19 protein-coding genes are annotated in these 20,736 nt (G+C 59.2%); 11 read left to right on the top strand and 8 right to left on the bottom strand.

From position 1 onward, the window contains the following. Positions 1-65 precede the first annotated feature (65 nt). Entirely contained in the window at positions 66-1,133 is a 1,068-nt protein-coding gene (locus KUV52_RS09945; RefSeq protein WP_222525787.1) for an AI-2E family transporter, read from the bottom strand. Next, positions 1,114-1,416, bottom strand: coding sequence for a sulfurtransferase TusA family protein (locus KUV52_RS09940; protein WP_315900157.1), 303 nt, complete (start codon positions 1,414-1,416; stop codon positions 1,114-1,116). Before KUV52_RS09940 ends, KUV52_RS09945 begins: the two co-directional genes overlap by 20 nt. Positions 1,417-1,572: 156 nt before the next feature. Here KUV52_RS09940 and KUV52_RS09935 point away from each other — a divergent pair, with 156 nt between their 5' ends. The 5 genes from KUV52_RS09935 to KUV52_RS09915 all read left to right on the top strand — a co-directional run bounded on the left by KUV52_RS09935 (position 1,573) and on the right by KUV52_RS09915 (position 6,460). Further along, entirely contained in the window at positions 1,573-2,976 is a 1,404-nt protein-coding gene (locus KUV52_RS09935; RefSeq protein ID WP_261390022.1) for a M48 family metalloprotease, read from the top strand. Positions 2,977-3,003: 27 nt separating this feature from the next. Next, the gene (arsC, locus tag KUV52_RS09930; protein WP_222525785.1) at positions 3,004-3,357 is read left to right on the top strand and encodes an arsenate reductase (glutaredoxin); all 354 of its coding nucleotides are present in this window, start codon (positions 3,004-3,006) and stop codon (positions 3,355-3,357) included. Continuing rightward, positions 3,354-3,746: a DUF2069 domain-containing protein gene (locus tag KUV52_RS09925; protein ID WP_222525784.1), complete on the top strand. Its 393-nt coding sequence runs from the start codon at positions 3,354-3,356 to the stop codon at positions 3,744-3,746. Before arsC ends, KUV52_RS09925 begins: the two co-directional genes overlap by 4 nt. A 40-nt stretch (positions 3,747-3,786) precedes the next feature. After that, positions 3,787-5,736, top strand: a complete 1,950-nt coding sequence (locus KUV52_RS09920; protein ID WP_222525783.1) for a hypothetical protein — start codon at positions 3,787-3,789, stop codon at positions 5,734-5,736. Between the two features lie 163 nt (positions 5,737-5,899). Further along, the gene (locus KUV52_RS09915; RefSeq protein ID WP_222525782.1) at positions 5,900-6,460 is read left to right on the top strand and encodes a 2OG-Fe(II) oxygenase; all 561 of its coding nucleotides are present in this window, start codon (positions 5,900-5,902) and stop codon (positions 6,458-6,460) included. 3 nt (positions 6,461-6,463) lie between these two features. Here KUV52_RS09915 and KUV52_RS09910 read toward each other — a convergent pair whose 3' ends face one another. Further along, the gene (locus KUV52_RS09910) at positions 6,464-8,026 is read right to left on the bottom strand and encodes a phospholipase D family protein (RefSeq protein ID WP_222525781.1); all 1,563 of its coding nucleotides are present in this window, start codon (positions 8,024-8,026) and stop codon (positions 6,464-6,466) included. Between the two features lie 100 nt (positions 8,027-8,126). Here KUV52_RS09910 and KUV52_RS09905 point away from each other — a divergent pair, with 100 nt between their 5' ends. Next, complete coding sequence (locus KUV52_RS09905) at positions 8,127-8,513, top strand: protease inhibitor I42 family protein (protein WP_222525780.1); 387 nt, start codon at positions 8,127-8,129, stop codon at positions 8,511-8,513. A 9-nt stretch (positions 8,514-8,522) separates the two neighbouring features. On the opposite strand, the gene hda is transcribed toward KUV52_RS09905, so the two are convergent. From hda to upp, 4 genes are all read right to left on the bottom strand, one after another. Then, positions 8,523-9,230 (bottom strand): DnaA inactivator Hda, encoded by a 708-nt coding sequence (hda, locus tag KUV52_RS09900; RefSeq protein ID WP_222525779.1) that lies wholly within the window; start codon positions 9,228-9,230, stop codon positions 8,523-8,525. Positions 9,231-9,288: 58 nt separating this feature from the next. Next, on the bottom strand, positions 9,289-10,344 hold the full coding sequence (locus tag KUV52_RS09895; protein WP_222525778.1) for a DUF2066 domain-containing protein: 1,056 nt from the start codon (positions 10,342-10,344) through the stop codon (positions 9,289-9,291). 144 nt (positions 10,345-10,488) lie between these two features. Continuing rightward, positions 10,489-11,745, bottom strand: a complete 1,257-nt coding sequence (locus KUV52_RS09890; RefSeq protein WP_222525777.1) for a uracil-xanthine permease family protein — start codon at positions 11,743-11,745, stop codon at positions 10,489-10,491. A 61-nt stretch (positions 11,746-11,806) separates the two neighbouring features. Continuing rightward, positions 11,807-12,433, bottom strand: a complete 627-nt coding sequence (upp, locus tag KUV52_RS09885; protein WP_222525776.1) for a uracil phosphoribosyltransferase — start codon at positions 12,431-12,433, stop codon at positions 11,807-11,809. Positions 12,434-12,666: 233 nt separating this feature from the next. On the opposite strand from upp, the gene purM reads away from it, so the two are divergent. From purM to KUV52_RS09860, 5 genes are all read left to right on the top strand, one after another. Then, a complete protein-coding gene (gene purM / locus KUV52_RS09880; RefSeq protein ID WP_222525775.1) occupies positions 12,667-13,707 on the top strand; it encodes a phosphoribosylformylglycinamidine cyclo-ligase in 1,041 nt (346 codons plus the stop codon). 9 nt (positions 13,708-13,716) lie between these two features. Next, entirely contained in the window at positions 13,717-14,364 is a 648-nt protein-coding gene (gene purN / locus KUV52_RS09875; RefSeq protein WP_222525774.1) for a phosphoribosylglycinamide formyltransferase, read from the top strand. A gap of 305 nt (positions 14,365-14,669) precedes the next feature. After that, positions 14,670-16,496 carry a carboxypeptidase-like regulatory domain-containing protein gene (locus tag KUV52_RS09870; RefSeq protein WP_222525773.1) on the top strand — a complete coding sequence of 609 codons (1,827 nt, stop codon included), beginning with the start codon at positions 14,670-14,672 and terminating at the stop codon, positions 16,494-16,496. Between the two features lie 219 nt (positions 16,497-16,715). Further along, the gene (locus KUV52_RS09865) at positions 16,716-18,962 is read left to right on the top strand and encodes a choice-of-anchor O protein (RefSeq protein WP_222525772.1); all 2,247 of its coding nucleotides are present in this window, start codon (positions 16,716-16,718) and stop codon (positions 18,960-18,962) included. Positions 18,963-19,202: 240 nt separating this feature from the next. Beyond that, complete coding sequence (locus KUV52_RS09860; RefSeq protein ID WP_315900159.1) at positions 19,203-19,949, top strand: HAD-IIA family hydrolase; 747 nt, start codon at positions 19,203-19,205, stop codon at positions 19,947-19,949. A gap of 48 nt (positions 19,950-19,997) precedes the next feature. On the opposite strand, the gene KUV52_RS09855 is transcribed toward KUV52_RS09860, so the two are convergent. Next, positions 19,998-20,651: a cupin domain-containing protein gene (locus KUV52_RS09855; RefSeq protein ID WP_222525770.1), complete on the bottom strand. Its 654-nt coding sequence runs from the start codon at positions 20,649-20,651 to the stop codon at positions 19,998-20,000. Positions 20,652-20,736: the final 85 nt, after the last annotated feature.

Genomic DNA, 20,736 nt, shown 5'->3' with positions numbered 1-20,736 from the left:
GAGTTACCTTATTGATACCGCTAATGAAACCTTGGACGCATCCCCCGTTCGGGGGATGCCATGAATCAAGCGTTTTCCGGCTCCGGTGTATGAGTTGGCCAGGCGTTCACAACCGCTTTGACCAGAGTCGCCAGAGGAATGGCAAAGAACACGCCCCAGAAACCCCAGAGCCCGCCAAAGATCAACACGGCCACGATGATCGCCACCGGGTGCAGATTCACCGCCTCAGAGAACAGCAACGGCACCAGCACATTGCCATCAATGGCCTGAATGATGCCGTAGGCCAGCATCAGATAACCAAACTCCGGCGAGATCCCCCACTGGAAGAAGCCCACCAGTGCGACAGGGACCGTCACCACGGTCGCGCCGATATAGGGGATCAATACCGACAGGCCAACCAGCGCCCCCAGCAGAGCCGCATAGCGGAGATCCATAAAGAAGAAGGTGAGATAGCTGGTGGTGCCGATGATCAGAATCTCGATCACCTTGCCCCGGATGTAGTTGCCAATCTGGATGTTCATCTCACCCCAGACCTGCTTGGCCAGGTCCCGGTTATCCGGAATGAAGCGCCCAAAACTGGCCAGAAGCTCCTCTTTATCCTTCAGGAAGAAGAACATCAGCAGCGGTACCAGAATGGCGTATACCATCAGCGCCACCAAATCGACCAGTGATGAGAGGGACTGGGACACCAGATTTTGGCCGGTACTCAACAGTGAGTGGTTAAAGTTGGCCATCATGCTGGCCAGCTGCACCTCATCAATGAGCGTGGGGTACTTTTCCGGCAGGGTCATGATCAGTTGCTGCCACTGGCTGACCATGGCGGGCAGTTCGGTGGCCAATGCCACCCCCTGTCGCCACAGGGCTGGCAGCAATCCGAGCGTGGCCACCAGCATGGCCCCGGCAAACAGCACCAACACCAGCGAAGCCGATACGCTGCGGGGCAGCCCCTTTCGGGTCATCCAGGAGACCGGTGACTCCAGCATATAGGCAAACACAACGGCAACCAGAAGCGGCATGATGAGCTTGCCGTAGAAGTAAATTACCGCGAAGCCCACCAGCAGAATGACTGTCAGAGTCACCGCCTGAGGGTCGGAGAATTTTTCGCGATACCAGTTACGGATCAGGTTGAACATGCCGCTCCTTCTCTTCGTAGTCATTGTCTGCCAATTGCAATGTAAGCCACTCTCCATCTTCCAGAATCCGATAAGGAATCGCGACCTTATCGAGCCATCGGGGAACATCCCGGCGACTTCCCTGGTCTGAGAGGAGGACACGGAGTACTTGTCCCGGAAGCCGAGCACGAACCGCCAGCTTGGTTTGCACCATCGCCATCGGACAGCGTTCCTGACGAAGATCCAAGATCTGTAAAGAGGCTTGCAACGACTGGGTCAACTGGGTTTGCATGAGGACAGACACGAATGGCGCCTATTATTGCGTGCCGGGCCCAAAACCACAAACGCCTAGCCGTTCTGAATTTTTTGACGGTACACTAGGCAAACTGACAGGACCTGACTGACGAACGTGAAAAGAGTGATCCCCCGTTTAGCCGCTCCCCTGCTGTTTCTTGCGGCCATGGGGCTGAGCCTCTCGGTAGCCCGAGCCGCCAATGAGTTGCCGGAACTGGGCACCGTGGCTTCCGGCGCCCTGACTATCGACAAAGAAAACGAGATTGGCGATGCCTACATGCGCGTGATGCGCAGCCAACTCCCCATCGTGTATGACCCGGTAATGACCGAATATCTTAATGATGTCGGACATCGCATCGTCGCGCACGCCAATAACGTCAAAACCCCGTTCACCTTCTTCCTGATCAACAACAAGGACATCAACGCCTTCGCGTTTTTCGGTGGTCACGTTGGTGTGCATACTGCTCTGTTCCACTACGCCGACAGCGAGAGTGAACTGGCCTCAGTACTCTCTCACGAAGTTGCCCACGTGACTCAACGCCACCTGGCTCGCTCCATTGAGGCGCAACAGCGCACCGGCCCCGCGACTCTGGCTGGCGTATTGGGCTCCATCCTGCTGGCCATGGCGGTGCCGGAGGCGGGTATTGCCGCTTTGCAGACCACGCTGGCGATCAACGCCCAGGGCCAGATCAACTACACCCGCTCCAACGAACTGGAAGCGGACCGCATCGGCATGCAAACCATGGTGGCGGCGGGTTTTGACCCCTACGCCTCCCCCAGTTTCTTTGGCAAGCTGGCCGCCCAGTATCGCTTTGCCAGCAAGCCGCCAGCGATGCTGATGACGCACCCTCTGCCGGAATCCCGCATTGCCGACACTCGAGCACGCGCCTCGCAGTATCCGCATCGAAATGTCCCGGACAACCTGATGTTCCAGCTGGCTAAAGCGCGAGCCGAAGTGCGTTTCTCCGCCTACAGCGCCGATCACCTGCTGCACCAGTACCAGCGCCAACTCTCCCGGGAGACCTATGTCTTTAAGGAAGCCGCTCAGTACGGCCTGGCGCTGACTCACTTCCGTATGGAGGAGTACAAAGAGGCCGAGGCGCTGGTCAGTGAACTGCTGAAGCAGGACGATAAGAACCTGTTCTACCTGGACACCCAAACCGACATTCTGCTGGCCACCGGGCGCACCGGCGACGCGATTACCCTGTTGGAACATGCGCGTAAAACCCGCCCCAACAACGCCGTGATCGATCTCAACCTGGCCAACGCCTACCTGACCGCCAAGCAACCGGAAAAGGCCCGGGGTATCCTGGAGCGCCACTTGATCCTCTCCAAGGACAACATGGTGGTTTATGACCTCCTCGCTCAAACCTACAAAGCATTAGGCATGAGCGCAGAGCGGCATATGGTTCAGGCAGAGATTCTGGCGCTTCGGGCAGACTACCCCCGTGCCATCGACCAGCTTCAACACGCCTACCGGCAAAGCCGGGAAAACCCGCTGCAGTTAGCCCGCATCGACGCTCGCATCAAGCAGTTGCGCGAGGCGGAGCAGCAGATGCGTAACCTGTAAAACGACAACGACAATAGGACCTTCCCAATGAGCACCTCCCCTGTGATCATCTGGCACAACCCCCGCTGTTCCAAAAGCCGCCAAACCCTCGCTCTGCTGGAGGAGCGGGGCATTGCCCCTGATGTGGTGAAATACCTCGAGACGCCCCCGAGTGCCGAAGCCATTACCAACGTACTGGCCAAGCTGGGCCTCACTCCACGACAGCTGATGCGAACCAAAGAGGAAGAATACAAGGCGCAGAACCTGGCCGACGCTGACGACGCGGCACTGGTGGCGGCCATGGTGGCCACGCCAAAGCTGATTGAGCGTCCGGTAGTGATTGCGGGTGACAAAGCGGCACTGGGTCGCCCGCCGGAAGCGGTTCTGGAGATCCTGCCATGAGTGACATGGCGTCCGGTACCGCACGCTGGCTGCTGTTGGCCCGAATAAGCTACGTGAGCAGTCTGGTGCTTATCCCTTTCTGGGTGTTGGTGATTGACGCAGACAGCCCCTACAGCCTAGGTTTCAGAGTAAGCCTGTTGATCCCGCTTCTGCTGCCTGCCGCAGGTTTGCTCAAGGGGCGGCCATATACACATGCCTGGTCTGGCTTTATCGCCAGTCTGTATCTGCTCTGGGGCGCCACCAGCTGGTGGGTAAGCGCCGATGAGCGAGGCATTGCTTCATGCGTGATTGTGGCGCTGATGATGTGGCTGTTGGCCAGCACCTATTACGCCCGCCACCGCGGACGCGAGCTGGGGTTGGGATTGAAGAAACAACAAAACAAGACCTGAGCGAATCGTCGCGAGGGTCAGGAACGACAGGAGTCGCAGTATGACCAGATGGATGTTGGTACCCGTCTTGACCCTCTCCCTTACCGCGTGTGGTGGAGGCGGTGATGACTCGGGGGGACCGACCCCGCTCCCGGACGGTGTGGCAATTACCCTCTCTGACTCACCGAACCAGATCGGCGTGGGCCAATCGATTTCTCTTTACGCCGAACCGGAAACCGGCAACAGCATCCACTACCGCTACCATTGGCGTCAGGTTACCGGGCCGACTGTCGACATCGCCAATCCACGCTCCCCCATCGCCGCCTTTGAGATACCGGAAAGTGGCAACTATGGCTTTGAAGTCACGCTGACGGATGCCTCCGGAGCGAGCCTGGCTCAACTGGTCCAGTTTACTCCCACCGGCACCGATGACGGGTTTAATGTCTCTCGCGACCATATGGTCACCGAAGGCAACCGGGTCAGTCTTCGGGTGCAGTCCCTCCCCATAACCGATCCCGGTACCGGCCAGACCGTCTGGTACGAGCCGGAGAATATTCAGTGGCAACAGGTCAGCGGCCCAGCGGTCTCCAACTGGGTTAACGAAGAGCCTGAGTTACTGCTGTTCACTGCCCCCAGTGTTACTTCCGACACTCTGCTGACCTTTAAAGCGACCGGTACCCTTGAGGGCGCTCCGGCCGAAGACACCGTCTGGGTTCTGGTGACAGCCGAACCGACGGTACCGGAAGGGTCGCTGATGGCGCTGGTTGGCGAAGGGTTGAATAAGCCCGGTTTCGCCCGGGTGCAAACCTATCGCTCAGACAGTCAATGGGCAGATGCCCTGGAGCGCTGTGTCTACGATACCCAGTTGGTCGACCCCTGTGCCCTTTCGGCTCTGCCGCTTATCGGTACAGAAGCGGGTGGTACCCCCTCACTGGATCAGGTGCTGGACCGCGTGCTGGTATCCCACCCCTGGATGGGGGAGCAGTTTGAAGCCTTCCTGCGCCAGCAGGAGCAGAATGGCAATACCGACTTCCGTCACCTGCTCAGCGCCGTAACCGCCGTTGTGATCAGCTACGATGTCCGCCCCTCCTTCTACTGGGTGGTGACCGGCGCCATCTACCTGGACCCTGAAGATCTGTGGATGACGCCCTGGCAGCGGGACACCATCAACGAGGCCCCGGATTACCGCAGCGGCTTTGGTTCCGCACTGCAGTTCCTGATCCCGTGGCGCTACACCAGGAACAATGAGTACGCCAGCCTCTACTATCCGCAGTGGGCCCGTGTGGATCGCCCGATGCAGGCGTTTGAGCCGGACCTCTCCAGTCTGCTCTACCACGAGTTGGCTCATGCCAATGACTTCTTCCCCCGCTCCACCCAACCCGGTCTCAGTGCTCCCACTTTATGGGAAGCCTACCTCGAGCGCAGTGCTGACGGCATTGTGTCGGACAGCCTGACCAGCAGCTACCCCCTGGGCAGCGAGGAGATGTTCGGACTGGCCGGTGTCGCCTTCCAGGGTGAAGAGCCGACCCTCACGGAGCGCAACTACACCCCTACGGACGTTACCGGGTTCTTTGAGCCTGACCGCGCCAGTGACTTCTACGCCTACTCCACCGAGCGGGAAGACCTGGCGATGCTGTTTGAAGAAGCGATGATGCAGCACCGCTTTGGCATCCTACGGGATGTGGCCGTAACCACGCCCCGCTCCGAAGTGCCCGCGCTGGATCTTATCGTGGATTGGGGCCAGCGCGGCCGCATTGGCGAGCCGAAGCTGGCGAACCGTCTGACATTGGTGCTTAACGCGCTGCTGCCGGAGGTGTCTGGCCTGGTGGATTCTCTGGATACGCCCATTCCGATGCGCCCGGGTGAGAACTGGTTCGATAACATCGAGTTGGGAACCCCTGTTATCGCGCCAGCCCTGGCACCGCTTGATGGTCTGGCAACCCCCTCAGCAACACAGGGCCGCTGGCACGACGGACCACGGCACCCCCATAGCCTGCCAACCCTTCAATAATCCCTGACGGGGCCTTCGGGCCCCGTTTTTTTGGGGCTTTCAAGCCACCTTCGGTAACCAGAAAAGCCCACCTTTTCCTGTCGCTGCGCCCCAGAGCCTTCTCGCCATATTCAGTCCGGGTTTTGAACTACAGTTCAGTTACCTGCCCCAGCCTGGAGCCACTATGACCGATCCCATTGAAGGGTTTGACCGCCACGTGGTTCATCCCCCCTGCTTCAGTTTAACCGAGATGGCCAACATCATTGCGGCGGCCAACGAAGACCTGATGGATGGCACCATCGCGGGCAAAATCGATGACACCAGCATTCGGCGCTCCAAAGTGCACTGGCTGGACAGGGAAAAGTTTGACTGGGCCTACCGGCGACTTTGGAGGCTGGCTCAGCAGTTGAACACCAAGCACTTTGGTTTTGATATCGAGCGATTCGAAGGGCGTCTACAGGTGGCCCGCTACCATCAGGACGACGAGGGGTTCTACACCTGGCATATGGACAACGGCCAAAAGACCGCCGGGCGAAAAATCAGCCTCTCTGTGCAACTTTCCTCACCGCGGGATTATGACGGCGGCGAACTGCAATTTTTCTACACCAACAAGAATAAAGCGGCGCCCAGAGAGCAAGGCACGGTCGTTGCCTTTCCGAGTTTCGTCATGCACAGGGTTACCCCAATTGAACGGGGGGTGCGGTACAGCCTGGTTGCCTGGGTGAAGGGACCCCGATGGCGCTAAGTATCAGAGCAGTTTCTCCGGCACCACATAGCGAAGAAATCCGGTACTGAAGCGGGTCCACCAACTGGTATCCGGCTCGGTATCAAAACGGACCAGATCGCCGTTATGCCGTGTCACCCACACCAATTCCCCCTCCTCCAGTATCACCTGATAGGCCAGGTTCAGAATCACTCGATCCACCTCATCGGAGAAGTGCTCGGCATAGGCGGGGCTGTATATGAGCACACCGATTTCCGTATTGAGCGAAACCGAGCGAGCATCCACATTGAAGGAGCCTACAAACAGCACCTGCTCCTCTAACACCAGGCTCTTGGCGTGCAGGCTGCCTTGGGATGCCCCTTTCCAGAATGGCGCACTGTCCTCCTTCTTCGGCTCCTCCAACGGGGCTTTGTACTCATAGAGTTCCACGCCGCCAGCCACCAATGCTTCCCGGTATCGCATATAACCGGCATGCACCACCGGCACGTCGTTGGCCGCCAGCGAGTTGGTGATGATACGCACCCGAATGCCCCGCTCCACCATGGAAACCAGATAACGGGTCAACCGCTCTCCAGGAACAAAATAGGGGGAAACGATCATTAAATCCCGCTCCACCTGCGCCATCGCCTTTAGCAACTCTGGCGCAAGGTGCGTGTCGCTGGATAGGCTCAGCCCCGCCACTTTGGCAGGGTCGTCATAGATCAACTTGGCGGGTCCCCATGAGAAGTCGTCCCCCTCCAGGGTGCGCAACCGGTCGGTTGCCGCCGCAAGGGCCTTGGCATACTGGCTGGCCCGGGCTTCCTCAAATTGACGCTCTGCCAAAGCACGGTACGCCTCTAGATCCGCATCAGGGGAGCGCCCCTCGCCAAAGCGGGCCAGAGGGTAGGCCCAGGGACTGTTCCAGTAGAGGTCAAACTGGATGGAAACCTCCTCAACCACCGGTCCCTGACACATCACGTCCAGGTCGCCAAATACCACCTCCTCGGTGGCGTTGAAGTATTCGTCTCCAATGTTTCGCCCGCCGAGGATCGTCAGTGCGTTATCCACGGTGAATGTCTTGTTGTGCATCCGACGATTGACCCGGCTGAAGTCGGTCAAAAAGCCCGATACCCGCTGGTCACGTTTAGCAAAGGGGTTAAAGAGCCGAATCTCGATATTGGGGTGAGCGTCCAGCCCGAACAGCACGTCCGATTTGCCCGCCGTATCCAGATCATCCAGCAGAATACGCACCCGCACTCCTCTGTCTGCCGCCGACAGAAGTCGGGCCTGAAGCGCTCGCCCGGTCAGATCGTCGTGCCAGATGTAGTACTGGAGGTCCAAACTTTGTTGCGCCGCTTCCACCATGCCGAAACGGGCCACAAACGCGTCCATCGGATCATTCAGCAGCAGTGCACCACTCTCGGTGGGGTGAATTGCCACGTCCCTGGCGACGACCTTGGACAGTGCGGTATCCCCATGCCGGATGGTCCAGCTTGATGGTGCAGGCTCCCGCTCCGGCAACTGGACGCAGCCCCCCAAAGCCAGTGCCAGAACAAGGAGAGAACAGAGGGCAATGGAATGTCTGATGCCGCTTCGGTAAGGGTTCATCATCGTCCTGAAATTACAGGGTGTTGCCTTAGTATTAGTCGCAGTGATGGTCTGCGCGCAAGGCTCTATAATGAGGCCAACCCAATGAATGGAGTAAATCATGCTGAGACGAGCCACGTTACTGGTGCTGGGCATGGTGCTGTGCGCCTGCGGCCAGACTAACACCTTACAGGTTAATGAGGACCAGGAGGGGCGAAGCCTGGTGATGACGACGGGCCAGACGCTGGTAGTCAGTCTGGAATCAAACCCAAGCACTGGATTTGGCTGGTATCAGGCTGAGCCAACCGAGCCGGTTCTCGCCATGGAGGGGGAACCCCGCTTTGTGCCGGGAGAGGGCGCCGAACTGGCGGGGGCGCCTGGGCGCCAGGAGTTGCACTTTGTTGCGGGTCGAAAAGGGGTGGTTACCCTGAAACTGACCTACGGACGGGCCTGGGAAACCCCCACCCCCTCCAACAAGCACTATCTGCTTCAGGTAACAGTGGAGTAGCCAGGCCGCTCAGAGATGCAGGATCTCTTTGACGAAGGGGATGGTCAGGCGGCGCTGCGCCACCATGGAGGCTTTATCGAGACGATCCAGCACTTCAAACAGGGTACGAAGATCCCGGGCAAGTCGGGTCAGCAGGAAGCGTCCAACCTCCTCCTCCAGTTCCAGGCCGCGCATCTTAGCCCGACGCTGCAGCGCCGCGAGCTTGGCGTCATCTGAGAGGGGGTGAAGCTGGTAGTGGATCCCCCAGTTAAGCCGGGAGACCAGGTCCGGCAGCAGGAATCCCGCCTGATTGGCCGGTGCCCGCGCCGACACTACCAGGCGGCAGGTGCCCTTCTCCCGAACCCGGTTATAGAGGTTGAACAGCGCCTCCTCCCAGATGGGATGGCGACACACCTCATCGATATCATCGAGACAAACCAGCGCCAGATCCTCCAACCCATCCAGAATGGCGGGGGACATGGACGCGTGGATCCCAAGGGGGAGGTAAAAGGTGGGTCGACCCAACTCGCTGGCGTACACACAGGTAGCATGGAGCAAGTGGGTACGGCCAGACTTGGCACTGCCCCACAGGTAGGTCACGGTTTCCCCTTCGCCGGCGGCCGCCTGGCGCAGTGAATCGATCAGTTGCTGATTGCCCGCAGGGTAGTAACTGCGAAAGGTCTCATCATCCGGCAGATGAACAGGCAATGACAGCTGAGTCGGGGCACGGGATGTCACTAGACAGGGAAACTCCAGTTAAACGAACCGGGCCAGTTTACCACGGCCCGGTCAGGGATCAGCGATCCTCCCAGCGATAGCGGGGTTGATCGCTGAGATCTTGTTCAAAACCATCGTCCGCGCCCACCAACTGGACACGGGACTCCAGAGAGAGCAGCTGATCCAGCTCATTCATGCCGCCGATCAGCTCAACCTCAAAGGTGATGGTGCGCCCCATGACACTGTGAATCGTCAGGTCCTGTACCGGCGCCAGGCTGCGCAGATAGCGCTCCAGCGCAACCAGTTGCTTGATATCACCATCAATCTCGAAGATCAGCTGGGTTTCACCGCCACCTTCCCCCGCTACCGCCGCGTAGCGACTGGCGTAGTAGGCGGCAAGATCCGCCATCATGGCGGAGATCGCCTCCTGCTGGGTGCCAGCCTGACCTTCCCGACGCACCAACGCCCGGTGCAGTCCATATTCCGACTCCCGTTTGGGGGCATACAGGCTCATATGGTAGCCCCAGTTATCCCCCTGCTGAGTGACACGGCCACTGAGGAAGAAGTCAGGACTGTAGCGCGTGCTGGCGGTGGCGATAGGGCCGACAAAGTTGCCCCAGACATCGTTGATGCTGACCGCCATGGTGTCTTCAAGGTCCAGCAACGGCAGCATGAGCGGCAGGCCTCGCCGCGCCGCGTCCTGCTCAAGGGCTTTGGTTTGGGTCGTGGTATCGCTGAGCAGCAGTCGGCCATCCTGGGGGTCATCCATCGCCAGCCAGATCAGCGTCTGAGGGCGTTGTGCGCCCCAGATGGGCAACTGGGCTGCCTGCAACTGCTGATTGATGCGCTGGCCATCAAAGCTGACCTCAAGGCGCAGCGGAGTGCCGCTCTGATAGCCGTAGCTCAGTAACACATTCTTTGCCTGACGCAGCAGAGACTGAGCCTCGGGACGGGTTGCGACGGTCGCATCACCGGTTACCCGAACCAGCACCTGGGCGAGCGCATCGCGAATGGCCGCTTGCTGATCAGCATTGCTGCGGGATGCCACCGGCACCTCACCACGGTAAAGGTCCTCGACCTGTGCCGCCATCAGGGTCATGGGCAGGCACAGCAGCAGGGAAAGTATCAATCGCACGGTCAATGTTCTCGTAGCTGAGTCTGAGCGAAAGTCTACCATAGCCGGAGCCACTCTTGCGTCATCACAAGCGCGTTAACAGCTTATGGCAGCAACAAAAAGGGGAAGCCCTGAGGCTTCCCCTTTGGCTGCATCACCGTTCGCTTACCTGGACTTCGGCAGGATCAGGTTCAGCAGGATGGCAGTGATGGCACACAGAGCGATCCCTTCCAGCACGAAATCGCCGAACGGGAAGGCCATACCACCGATACCAAACACCAGAGTGACCGCAACGATCACCAGGTTGCGGGAGTCGCTCATGTCCACCTGGTGTTTCACCAGGGTGTTCATACCAACTGCTGCGATGGAACCGAACAGCAGGATCATAATGCCGCCCATTACCACGGTGGGAACGGTCATCAGGAACGCGCCGAATTTGCCGATCAGCGCCAGGGTGATGGCAGAAACTGCCGCCCAGGTCATCACTTTCGGGTCGTAGTTCTTGGTCAGCATCACCGCACCGGTCACTTCAGAGTAAGTGGTGTTCGGCGGACCGCCCAGAGCAGCAGCAGCCGTGGTGGCCAGGCCGTCACCCAGCAGAGTGCGGTGCAGACCCGGTTTCTTGATGTAGTTTTTGCCGGTCACGCTGGAGATGGAGACCATATCGCCGATGTGCTCCACCGCCGGAGCGATGGCCACAGGCAGCAGGAACAGGATCGCCTGCCAGTTGAAGCTCGGCGCGGTGAAGTCCGGCAGCGCCAGCCAGGCCGCATCCCGTACCGGAGTGAAATCCACAATGCCGAACACCAGAGAGAGGGTGTAACCCACCACAATGGCACACAGGATCGGCAGCAGGCGCAGCATGCCGCGGCCACAGATGGCAACCAGCAGCGCCGTCAGCAGGGTCGGCAGTGCAATGGCCAGCGCAGTGCTGGTCGGCACAACCTGGTTGTCACCCTGGTAACCCAGCGCCATGGAAACCGCCACCGGAGCCAGAGAGAGACCGATCACCATGATCACCGGCCCAACCACAACCGGAGGCAGTACCCGGTTGATCGCTTCCACACCACCCACACGCGCCACCTGGGACAGCACGATGTAGACCACGCCAGCCACCATCAGGCCGCCCATGGTGTCGGCAATGCCCCACTGCGCCACGCCGTATGAGATGGGCGCAATAAAGGCGAAAGAGGAAGCCAGGAAAACCGGCACCTGACGCTTGGTGACCACCTGGAAAATCAGGGTACCGATACCGGCGGTGAACAGTGCCACGCTGACGTTCAGACCGGTCAGCAGCGGCACCAGTACCAAGGCTCCGAAGGCAACGAACAGCATCTGGCTGCCCGCCAGCACCTGACGCCAGGTGGCCTGAACCGGGGCCGCCTGAGCTGCTGCCGTGGAGGCGGAAGAGTGAGCTTGCATGAGTGACTCCATGTTTTTATCGCAAAAAAAGGGCGCCGTTCCCGGCGCCGCTCGTCTGGTATTATTTCGTTCCGAAAATCTTATCGCCGGCATCGCCGAGGCCCGGAAGGATGTAGCCCTTCTCGTTCAGGCACTCATCCACGGACGCGGTGTACAGTTCAATGTCCGGGTGAGCGGCTTCCAGCGCTTTGATCCCTTCCGGCGCAGCAACCAGCACCAGCACTTTGATGTGCTTGCAGCCGCGTTTCTTCAGCAGGTCCAGGGTGGCGATCATGGAGCCACCGGTCGCCAGCATCGGGTCAACCACCATGGCGATACGCTCATCGATGTTGGATACCAGCTTCTCGAAGTACGGCACCGGCTCCAGGGTCTCTTCATCACGGTAGATGCCCACTACGGAGACCTTGGCAGAGGGGATGTGCTCCAGAACGCCATCCATCATGCCCAGACCGGCGCGCAGGATCGGCACCACGGTCACTTTTTTGCCCTTGATCTTGTTGACCTGGATAGGACCGTTCCAACCTTCGATGGTGACGTTTTCCATTTCGAAGTCGGCAGTGGCTTCATAGGTCAGCAGAGCCGCCACTTCACTGGCCAGCTCGCGGAAGCGCTTGGTGCTGATCTCTGCCTCACGCATCAGGCCCAGTTTGTGTTGAATAAGGGGGTGCTTGACTTCGGTGACCTTCATCGTCATCTCCAGGTTTCGCCAGACAAATTAGCGGAATTTTAGCGTGAACTGCTGTCTTTGAGGAAGATGTTGCTGCGCTTCACTGTTCAGGAATGTGATCCAGGACTTTGGATGGCGAATCACTGAACCAATGGGCCTGAAGCTTGGGGATCCCCCGCGCAACTGGTAGAATGCGCGCCATAAAAAACACCCTACGTCTTATAAATAGAACACTCTTAGTTGAGGCCACCTCTGTGACTACACCCCAAGACTCTTTGAGCTACAAAGACGCCGGCGTTGATATTGACGCAGGCAATGCCCTGGTAGAGAACATCAAATCCGCGGTGAAACGCACCCGACGCCCTGAAGTCATGGGCGGTCTGGGCGGTTTCGGTGCCTTGTGCCGTCTGCCTCAAGGCTACAAGAAGCCCCTGCTGGTTTCTGGCACAGACGGTGTAGGCACCAAGCTGCGCCTGGCCATCGACCATCAGCGCCACGACACCGTGGGCATCGACCTGGTGGCGATGTGTGTCAACGACCTGATCGTTCAGGGTGCAGAACCGCTGTTCTTCCTGGATTACTACGCCACCGGCAAGCTCGATGTGAACGTGGCCACCTCCGTGGTGACCGGCATCGCCGATGGCTGTGAACTGGCAGGCTGTGCCCTGATTGGCGGTGAAACCGCCGAAATGCCCGGCATGTACGAAGGCGCTGACTACGATATGGCGGGCTTCTGTGTGGGCGTGGTAGAAGAAGATGAAGTGCTGGACGGCACCAAGGTGGCCGCTGGCGATACCCTGATCGCCCTCGCCTCCTCCGGTCCGCACTCCAACGGTTACAGCCTGATCCGCAAAGTTCTGGAGCGCATCGACAACCCTGCCGAGGTTGAGGTGGCCGGTCAGCCGCTGATCGACGCCCTGATGGCGCCCACCAAGATTTACGTAAAGTCCGTGCTCAAGCTGCTGAAGGCGCACGATGTCCACGCCATCTCCCACATCACCGGTGGCGGGTTCTGGGAAAACATCCCCCGTGTGCTGCCTGACAACGCCAAGGCCGTTATCGACGGCAACAGCTGGGAGTGGCCGGCGGTGTTCCACTGGCTGCAGGAAACCGGCAACATCGCCGAGCACGAGATGTATCGCACTTTCAACTGCGGTGTGGGCCTGGTTATCGCCCTGCCCGCCGCACAGGCCGAGGCTGCCGTCTCCCTGCTCAACGCCGAAGGTGAGCAGGCCTGGATCATCGGTCAGATTGCTGACCGCCAGGACGACGAAGGCCAGGTGGAAATCAACTAAGGAAACCCGATGAACGCAATCCGCATCGCCGTGCTGATCTCCGGCAACGGCAGTAACCTCCAAGCCATCCTTGATGCCTGCCAAGCGGGCGACATCAACGGTGAGGTGGTGGCCGTGGTGAGCAACAAGGCCGACGTTTATGGCCTCACCCGAGCCGAACAAGCCGGCGTCCCTGGCCTGGTGGTCGCCCCTCAGGCTGGCGAGTCACGCGAAGCGTATGACAGCCGCCTGGAAGCCGAACTGAGCCAGCTGAACGTGGACCTGGTGGTACTGGCTGGCTTTATGCGGATCCTGTCCGACGGTTTCGTAAACCGCTTTGCGGGCCGGATGCTGAACATCCACCCCTCCCTGCTGCCCAAGTACACCGGGCTGAACACCCATCAGCGCGCACTGGAGGCCGGGGATGAGGAGCATGGTTGCTCTGTCCACTTCGTCACTCCGGAGCTGGACGGTGGCCCGGTGATTCTGCAAGCCAAGGTGCCGGTGTTTGAAGACGACGACGCCGAGGAGCTGGCCGAGCGGGTTCACACCCAGGAGCACCGCATCTACCCGCTGGTGGTGAAGTGGTTTGCTCAGGGCCGTCTGACGATGGAAGGCGACAAAGCCCTGTTCGACGGCGAAGCGCTTCCCACCGCCGGTTACGCCTCTGACGAGTAAGGCAACTGCGTGCATCAATAAAGGGAGCCTACGGGCTCCCTTTTTTATGCCTGCGGATTCTCCCCGGACATACACTACCGTCACCGGTGATCGGGATCACAAAGCGCGTCTGTCCCCCGCATTCGACGGTGACCTTAACCCTAAGTTGCCCTAATCTTCCGCCACTTTTTTGCTGCCTCATCAGCACTCTATCTCACCACGGACGGTTGATCTCCCCCATGCCATTGCAGTCCGACAGCACGTTGCCTAACCGGGACGGTTCCGCACATGTCGCTCCCTGCTGGCCGTAATTGAATGACTCCCCGATGATTCGTCACTCTTTCTCCATGATTGCGTTGTCCCTGCTGCTGGTCGGTTGTGGCGGCGGCAGCTCCGATGAAGGCCAGGATTCCGGCCTGCCCCTGCAGGGTACCCTGCAGGCCGATAAGTACCTGTTTGATCAGGCGGCGATGGCCCGCATCAGCCGTCCCTATAATTTTGCTGACCTGCTGGCACAAGGCGAGCAGGGCGAGGCTGATCTTGCCACCTGGCATGTTTGTGGCGACCGCTACAACGACGAAGTGCCCAGAGCCCGCTGGAACCTGGACACCGACGGCGACCTCAAGCCGGATCTGAACCTGACTGACGACGACGGCAACCTGTACTACAACATCGATTTGGATAATGACGGCTGGGCCAACATCAACCTGCTGACCGACAACGAGGGTATCCACCTCAATGTCGACACCAACTGCGATACCAAAGCCGACGTCAATATCGACCTCAACTTCGACTATAAAGCCGACCTCAATATCGACGTGGACGGCGATATGGTGGCCGACCGGCTGATCGACATCGATGGCGATGGCCAGCCGGACTTCTCCTTTACCGATACCGGTGGCGTGCTGCTCTCCGGTGTCCCGGTTAAGCTGACCGGCAAGTACGGTGAGTTTGAAGCCGTCACCGACGACAATGGCCGTTTTGAGTTCGAACGCATCCCCACCGGCGACTACCGCCTGGAAGCGGACGCCGTGGCCATCGATAATTCCCGGATCTGGACCCGCACCCAGATCACCTTGGACGAATTTAACGATTCCATCGGTGCCTTCCGTATGCACCAGGACCCCATCATCACCCGGATTGAGGTGGATGGCGCAGTTCAGGAGACCCTGACTCAGGAGGCGAATGCCTGGCCTGAGCACCGCTATTCCATCGGTGACAACGTCACCCTTGCCATTGTGGTGGAAGACCCCAATAACCGGCCGGTGCAGACGTATAACCTGCCCGACTTCGAATCGCCGCAGCTGGTGCCGGGCAACAATGGTCGCTTTGAGATGACCTACCAAATCACGGAAGCCGATGCCCAAAGCGAAGCCAAAGGGATCCAGTTCTTCTACTTCAACGACGATGGTTTTATGGGCTTTGACGGGATGGTGGATGGCCGCGCCTACTTCACCATGCCGATGGCCGACTATGTGGAAACCCAGCCGCTGACCATCGCCCGTGTGATGGTGGGTGACGAAGTGTTCGAAAACGTCGACCAGCCCCCCTACTTCCTGGTTCAGCCGGAGACGCCGGTAGCGGTGGACGCCCAACTGTGGCTGCGGGTCGAGGTGGAGGGCACCGCTGACCGCCAGAGCTACTTCTCCTACATGGGCATTAACCACGACAACGTGACGTCAGAGAGCGATGAGATCCTGTTTGACGGCACGCTGGCGACCCCCCGTTACATCTACAAGGTGCAGTACGCCACCTGGAGCGGCAGTGGCACCAACGAGGAAACCGCCGAGATCTGGCTGAAACTGGATACCGACAAGCAGCCGGCCACGCTGCAATCCCTGCTGATCAACGGCGCCGACAGCAAAGACCTGATGGGCCGGGTGGGCCAGACGCTGGTGCTGGAGCCGGTGATCAACAACCCCAACGGCGATGAAGTGAGCTGCAAGTTCGAGCGCCATGGCAACTTTGGTCCGGGTGCCGACAGTGGCCTGATCAGCGACTGGGGCGCCTGCCAGACGACGTACACCCTGGTGCAGGACGATGCCATCGACACCTTTAACTTTGTGGTGACCGTGCGTAACAGCGACGGCATCCTGTCAGAACACTGGGACTACGACGACGTCCGTCACTTTGATGTGAGCGTCACCCAGTAATCGGTCATCGTGATAAGGCGCCTCAGGGCGCCTTATTTGCTTTTGCCGCACGCCTTTTCACCCCGACGCCGGAGCATAGGACAGTATGGCGCCGACCCGAGCATTCGCCCCAGCCGAACACTAGCTCGTAAAACATTGATTCGAATCAATTTCATTCGAGTGAATGGTGAAGCTCTCTGCTTAACTCAAGCGTGGAAGTAAAGCGACAAGGAGAGCATCATGAATAAGGCCATTACCTATGGTTCGCTGCTTTGTACGATGGTTGTCGCTGCTGGCTTCGCTTCTGCACAAACGGTGCTTGCTCCGGTAGGGGCCCCCATCGTTTTGTCAGACGGAGCCGGAGAACAACCTGCCAACCTTAATGACACCTCGAAAACCAAGCTTGTCAGGCTCACCAACGGTGGCCCAACGGATGGGCGTCTGGTGACCGTCTTCTCCGACGCCTGGGCGAGCGAAGAGTATCCCGAAGGCCATCGGGTCTATGACGTTAAGGCGGATAGAGAACGTCCCGCCCGTGACATCTACGCCCGTTACTCCGATGACAACGGCCTGACCTGGTCAGAGACGGTAAACCTATCCCGCACTGCGGCCCACAGCTCTCTTTCAACGCTTTGGCAAGGGGAGGACAGCAGCGTGCAGCCCTTCTACGGCGACTCTGATAAACCCAACATCTTCAACTCCGGAACCATGATTGTGGTGAGTTGGGTGGACAAGTACTGTGACGGGGGCAACCAGGGAGCGGTCAGCTATGTTGAGCGAGAGATGCGGGAAATCCCCTACAGCTGCCTCTATACCGTCCGCTCCATCAACGGCGGTACCAGCTGGATGCCGGCACAGCGACTGACCGACGGCAGCCGGGACGCCAAGCAGGACGTCAATCGCGGTAACGGCAAAGCCTGGGTGCTGTCCTGGCAAGAGGATCCCGCCGGACTGCTGCTGGGCCAAGCCGAAGGGCCGGGACATGGTGCTTCCGGCGCCATTGTGTCCCATGGCACTGATATCTGGTACAGCCATATCCGCACCAGCTATCCCGAGGGCGGCAAGCTGTCCGACAGTGACTTTGGTCAGGGTAAGCCCTTTACACCTCCGGTCCGAATCACCAATAACTGGACCAAGATGGAGGACAAGCGCAATGACGGCAATCCCGTAGAGTCCGGTACCGAAGGCGCATCCAGGGCCAATATGGCGCTGGTCGGCGGCACCGTGGTTGTGGCCTATGAGGAAACCAAGGGCAGCGAAGGGGTCGATGAGGGCAAGTATGTCCGTTATCACAGCTTTGCCTTTCATCAGCCGCCTAGCAGCGTTGCCGACGCCTGTCTGAGTGAACTTAACGGAACCGCGCAATCCTGCGATGCACCCGGCCTGCCACCCAATGCTCTGTTGCCGGAGCGCGTTGGATGCATCCTCAGTGACCCGCTGCAGAATGGTAGGCGGGTTCGGTTCCTTACCCAATCCACAGCTGGCGACTCCGGCACCAAGCTGTTTATTTTCTGGAAACAGGGTGAGTACGACGAAGGCGGCCCCTCCGACATTGTTGGTCGTCTGGCTACCGATTTTGGGGATCTGGCCAGTTTCCATCCGCCATTGAATGTACCCGGCCCCGGCGTCGTTGAGGGCTGCCTTATCCGGGGGGATGACGATGAAACTGCACTGCCGCTGATGGGCGCTTTTGCCAACACTCCTGCGCTGAATCTGAGCCATGATACCCCGCTGGGGGGCGACCTCACGGCCCATACGGACCTCAACCCGATAGAGGATGCGCGAGCCCACCGCGGCTATATCCGAGGCGATACCCTGATTCTCGGTTATAGCTATACGCCAGATCTGGTTCTGGCTAGGGCTACCGACCTGGAACATTACAACTTCTGGATCCGTCGCTCACTGGATGGGGGCCATACCTGGGAACCGGCCAGGGATATGACTTCCGCGTTGATTCTGGATTACGTCAACCGGCACCCGGACTACAACGCCGTCGCGCAGATCGATGTGAAGGAGCCGAGGATCGTAAAAGCCCCCGGCAGTAGCCCGGTGGCCTGCCCCACCGGCGACCCGGAGGACCCCAGCACACTGGATCCGACTCAGTGCAGTAACCCGTCAGGCTTTGTGCTGGCGGGAGGACTGGTGGAAAACACCTATGAGCACCTTGGCTCAGGCAAAGAGTTGGACCTGTTTGTTACTCGCTCCCTGGATGCAGGGGCATCTTTTGAGCCCTTTATCATTCTGACCGAGGAGATCAGCAGCGACTACGAGTCCCAACTCCGGCTCACGCCATCACTGGACCGGGTCTTTGTGGTTTGGAACAGCTCGCAAACCGACGCGGGTTCCGACGGGCAGTTCGTTGCCCTGGCCCCAACCGAACTGGCTATGGGCCCCCGCTCCTCCGGCAGCATTGAGGTCCACCTTCTTGTTGTCCTTTTGTTTAGCCTTTTCTGGCTCCGCATAAGAACCATCAAATCTCAGCCCTAAACCCGCTGAGGACAACCTCAAGGGAGCCAGGCGGCTCCCTTTTTTCCGGCAGGCAGGGGCAATCTACGACCAACACTGGCCTTGCGGCAATGTCCTGCCAGGCGCGCAGTGGTCTTAAATGACCACCTCGTCATACTCTTGCTACCAACAGAGCCATAATGAAGCGGTTGCCTGGCAGCACCGTTGCGCTATGGTGGAGGTCAGTTCCCCAATGTTTTGAAGTGCTTGAAAGGAATGCCCATGAAGAGTGTGATCTGCGATATCGATGGCGTGCTGCTGCACGACAACAAACTGATCCCTGGCTCAGACAAGTTTATCCACCGGCTGCGGGAACAGGGCAACCCTTTGGTACTGCTGACCAATTACCCCGCGCAAACCGCGAAGGATCTGGTGAACCGTCTGGACGCGGCGGGCATTGAGGTGACCGAGGAGCAGGTGTACACCTCGGCCATGGCAACCGCGGATTTCCTGCGTCATCAGGATGGTAAGAAAGCCTACGTGATTGGGGAGGGCGCACTGACCCACGAACTCTACAAGCAGGGCTTTACCATCACCGACATCAACCCGGACTTCGTGATCGTAGGGGAAACCCGCAGCTACAACTGGGACATGATCCACCGTGCAGCGCGCTTTGTGGCCGAGGGGGCCCGCTTTATCGCCACCAACCCGGATACCCATGGGCCCGCCCACAGCCCCGCCTGTGGCGCACTCTGTGCACCGATTGAGCGGATCACCGGCAAGAAGCCCTTTTACGTGGGCAAACCCAGCGCCTGGATCATCCGCTCCGCGCTCAACCATCTCGGTGCCCATGCCACCAATACGGTGATTGTGGGGGACAACCTGAGAACCGACATCCTGGCCGGATTCCAGGCAGGCCTGGAAACCATCATGGTGCTCTCCGGTGTCTCCAAGATGGAAGACCTGGACAAACAGCCGTTCCGGCCCAACCACATCTTCCCCTGTGCGGCTGAGATCAACGTGATTTAAGCGCCCCACTCAGACAAAAAAAGTCCGGAGCTAACACTCCGGACTTTTTTATCCCTGTTTCAGATAGAGCACGCACCCGCTTTCACTGTGGGGGTGATGCAGATAACCGGGTGGCAGTTGCAGGAAACACCCTTCATCATAACGCCCTTTTTCGTCCTCTACCGCCCCTTCCAACACATAGATCTCCGCGCCGTTCGGGTGACAAAGTGGCGCCAGGCTGGTGCCGGGTCGAATCTGGATCAGGCTTATCCGCTCGGGATAGCCCGCCTGACGATACAGCTCTTTGCGGAACACTCCGGGGCGATCCAGGGCCTGCCACGCCATCTTGCCCGTATCCACCGCCAGTTGGGCCCGGCCCGTGCCCTCATACTGACGCAACTTGACCAGCAGCAGGCAGCCGGGCTCAGAGAAGGGACGATGGCCGCTGCCATCCGGGTTCAAGAGGTAACTGCCCGCCGGGTAGTCGCCATGCTCATCAGAAAACACCCCTTCCAGCACCAGGATCTCCTCCCCACCCGGGTGGTAGTGCCGATCAAAATGGGAGCCGGGCCGATAGCGAACCAGAGAAGTGACCATACCGGATTCTTCCGGGCCACTGTGGCGCAGGCGCTTACGCACCACACCGTAGGCCGGACTGGGTTGCCAATCCATCGCTTTGGCATCGATCACCAGGGGCGAGTCCAGAAGATCTTGCGGGCTCACACTCTCCTCCTTCAGCAGCGCTATTCATCGGTTTCGGGTTGCTCGAATAGAGTTAGACCGCAGCAGGGCAGTAACAGTTGCACAC

Origin of the sequence: Ferrimonas balearica (genome assembly GCF_019802055.1) — a bacterium.
Lineage (GTDB): Bacteria > Pseudomonadota > Gammaproteobacteria > Enterobacterales > Shewanellaceae > Ferrimonas > Ferrimonas balearica_A.
Note: the sequence above shows the minus strand (reverse complement) of the source record. Positions and strands in the feature narration are given on the sequence as shown.

Bases quoted from the DNA above. Each gene is read 5' to 3' on its own strand.
- KUV52_RS09915 (WP_222525782.1), top strand. From the start codon at position 5,900: ATGACCGATCCCATTGAAGGGTTTGACCGCCACGTGGTTCATCCCCCC.
- KUV52_RS09905 (WP_222525780.1), top strand. From the start codon at position 8,127: ATGCTGAGACGAGCCACGTTACTGGTGCTGGGCATGGTGCTGTGCGCC.
- KUV52_RS09935 (WP_261390022.1), top strand. From the start codon at position 1,573: ATGGGGCTGAGCCTCTCGGTAGCCCGAGCCGCCAATGAGTTGCCGGAA.
- KUV52_RS09860 (WP_315900159.1), top strand. From the start codon at position 19,203: ATGAAGAGTGTGATCTGCGATATCGATGGCGTGCTGCTGCACGACAAC.
- KUV52_RS09945 (WP_222525787.1), bottom strand. From the start codon at position 1,133: ATGTTCAACCTGATCCGTAACTGGTATCGCGAAAAATTCTCCGACCCT.
- purN (WP_222525774.1), top strand. From the start codon at position 13,717: ATGAACGCAATCCGCATCGCCGTGCTGATCTCCGGCAACGGCAGTAAC.
- arsC (WP_222525785.1), top strand. From the start codon at position 3,004: ATGAGCACCTCCCCTGTGATCATCTGGCACAACCCCCGCTGTTCCAAA.
- upp (WP_222525776.1), bottom strand. From the start codon at position 12,433: ATGAAGGTCACCGAAGTCAAGCACCCCCTTATTCAACACAAACTGGGC.
- KUV52_RS09925 (WP_222525784.1), top strand. From the start codon at position 3,354: ATGAGTGACATGGCGTCCGGTACCGCACGCTGGCTGCTGTTGGCCCGA.
- KUV52_RS09920 (WP_222525783.1), top strand. From the start codon at position 3,787: ATGACCAGATGGATGTTGGTACCCGTCTTGACCCTCTCCCTTACCGCG.
- KUV52_RS09870 (WP_222525773.1), top strand. From the start codon at position 14,670: ATGATTCGTCACTCTTTCTCCATGATTGCGTTGTCCCTGCTGCTGGTC.
- KUV52_RS09865 (WP_222525772.1), top strand. From the start codon at position 16,716: ATGAATAAGGCCATTACCTATGGTTCGCTGCTTTGTACGATGGTTGTC.
- KUV52_RS09890 (WP_222525777.1), bottom strand. From the start codon at position 11,745: ATGCAAGCTCACTCTTCCGCCTCCACGGCAGCAGCTCAGGCGGCCCCG.
- KUV52_RS09910 (WP_222525781.1), bottom strand. From the start codon at position 8,026: ATGAACCCTTACCGAAGCGGCATCAGACATTCCATTGCCCTCTGTTCT.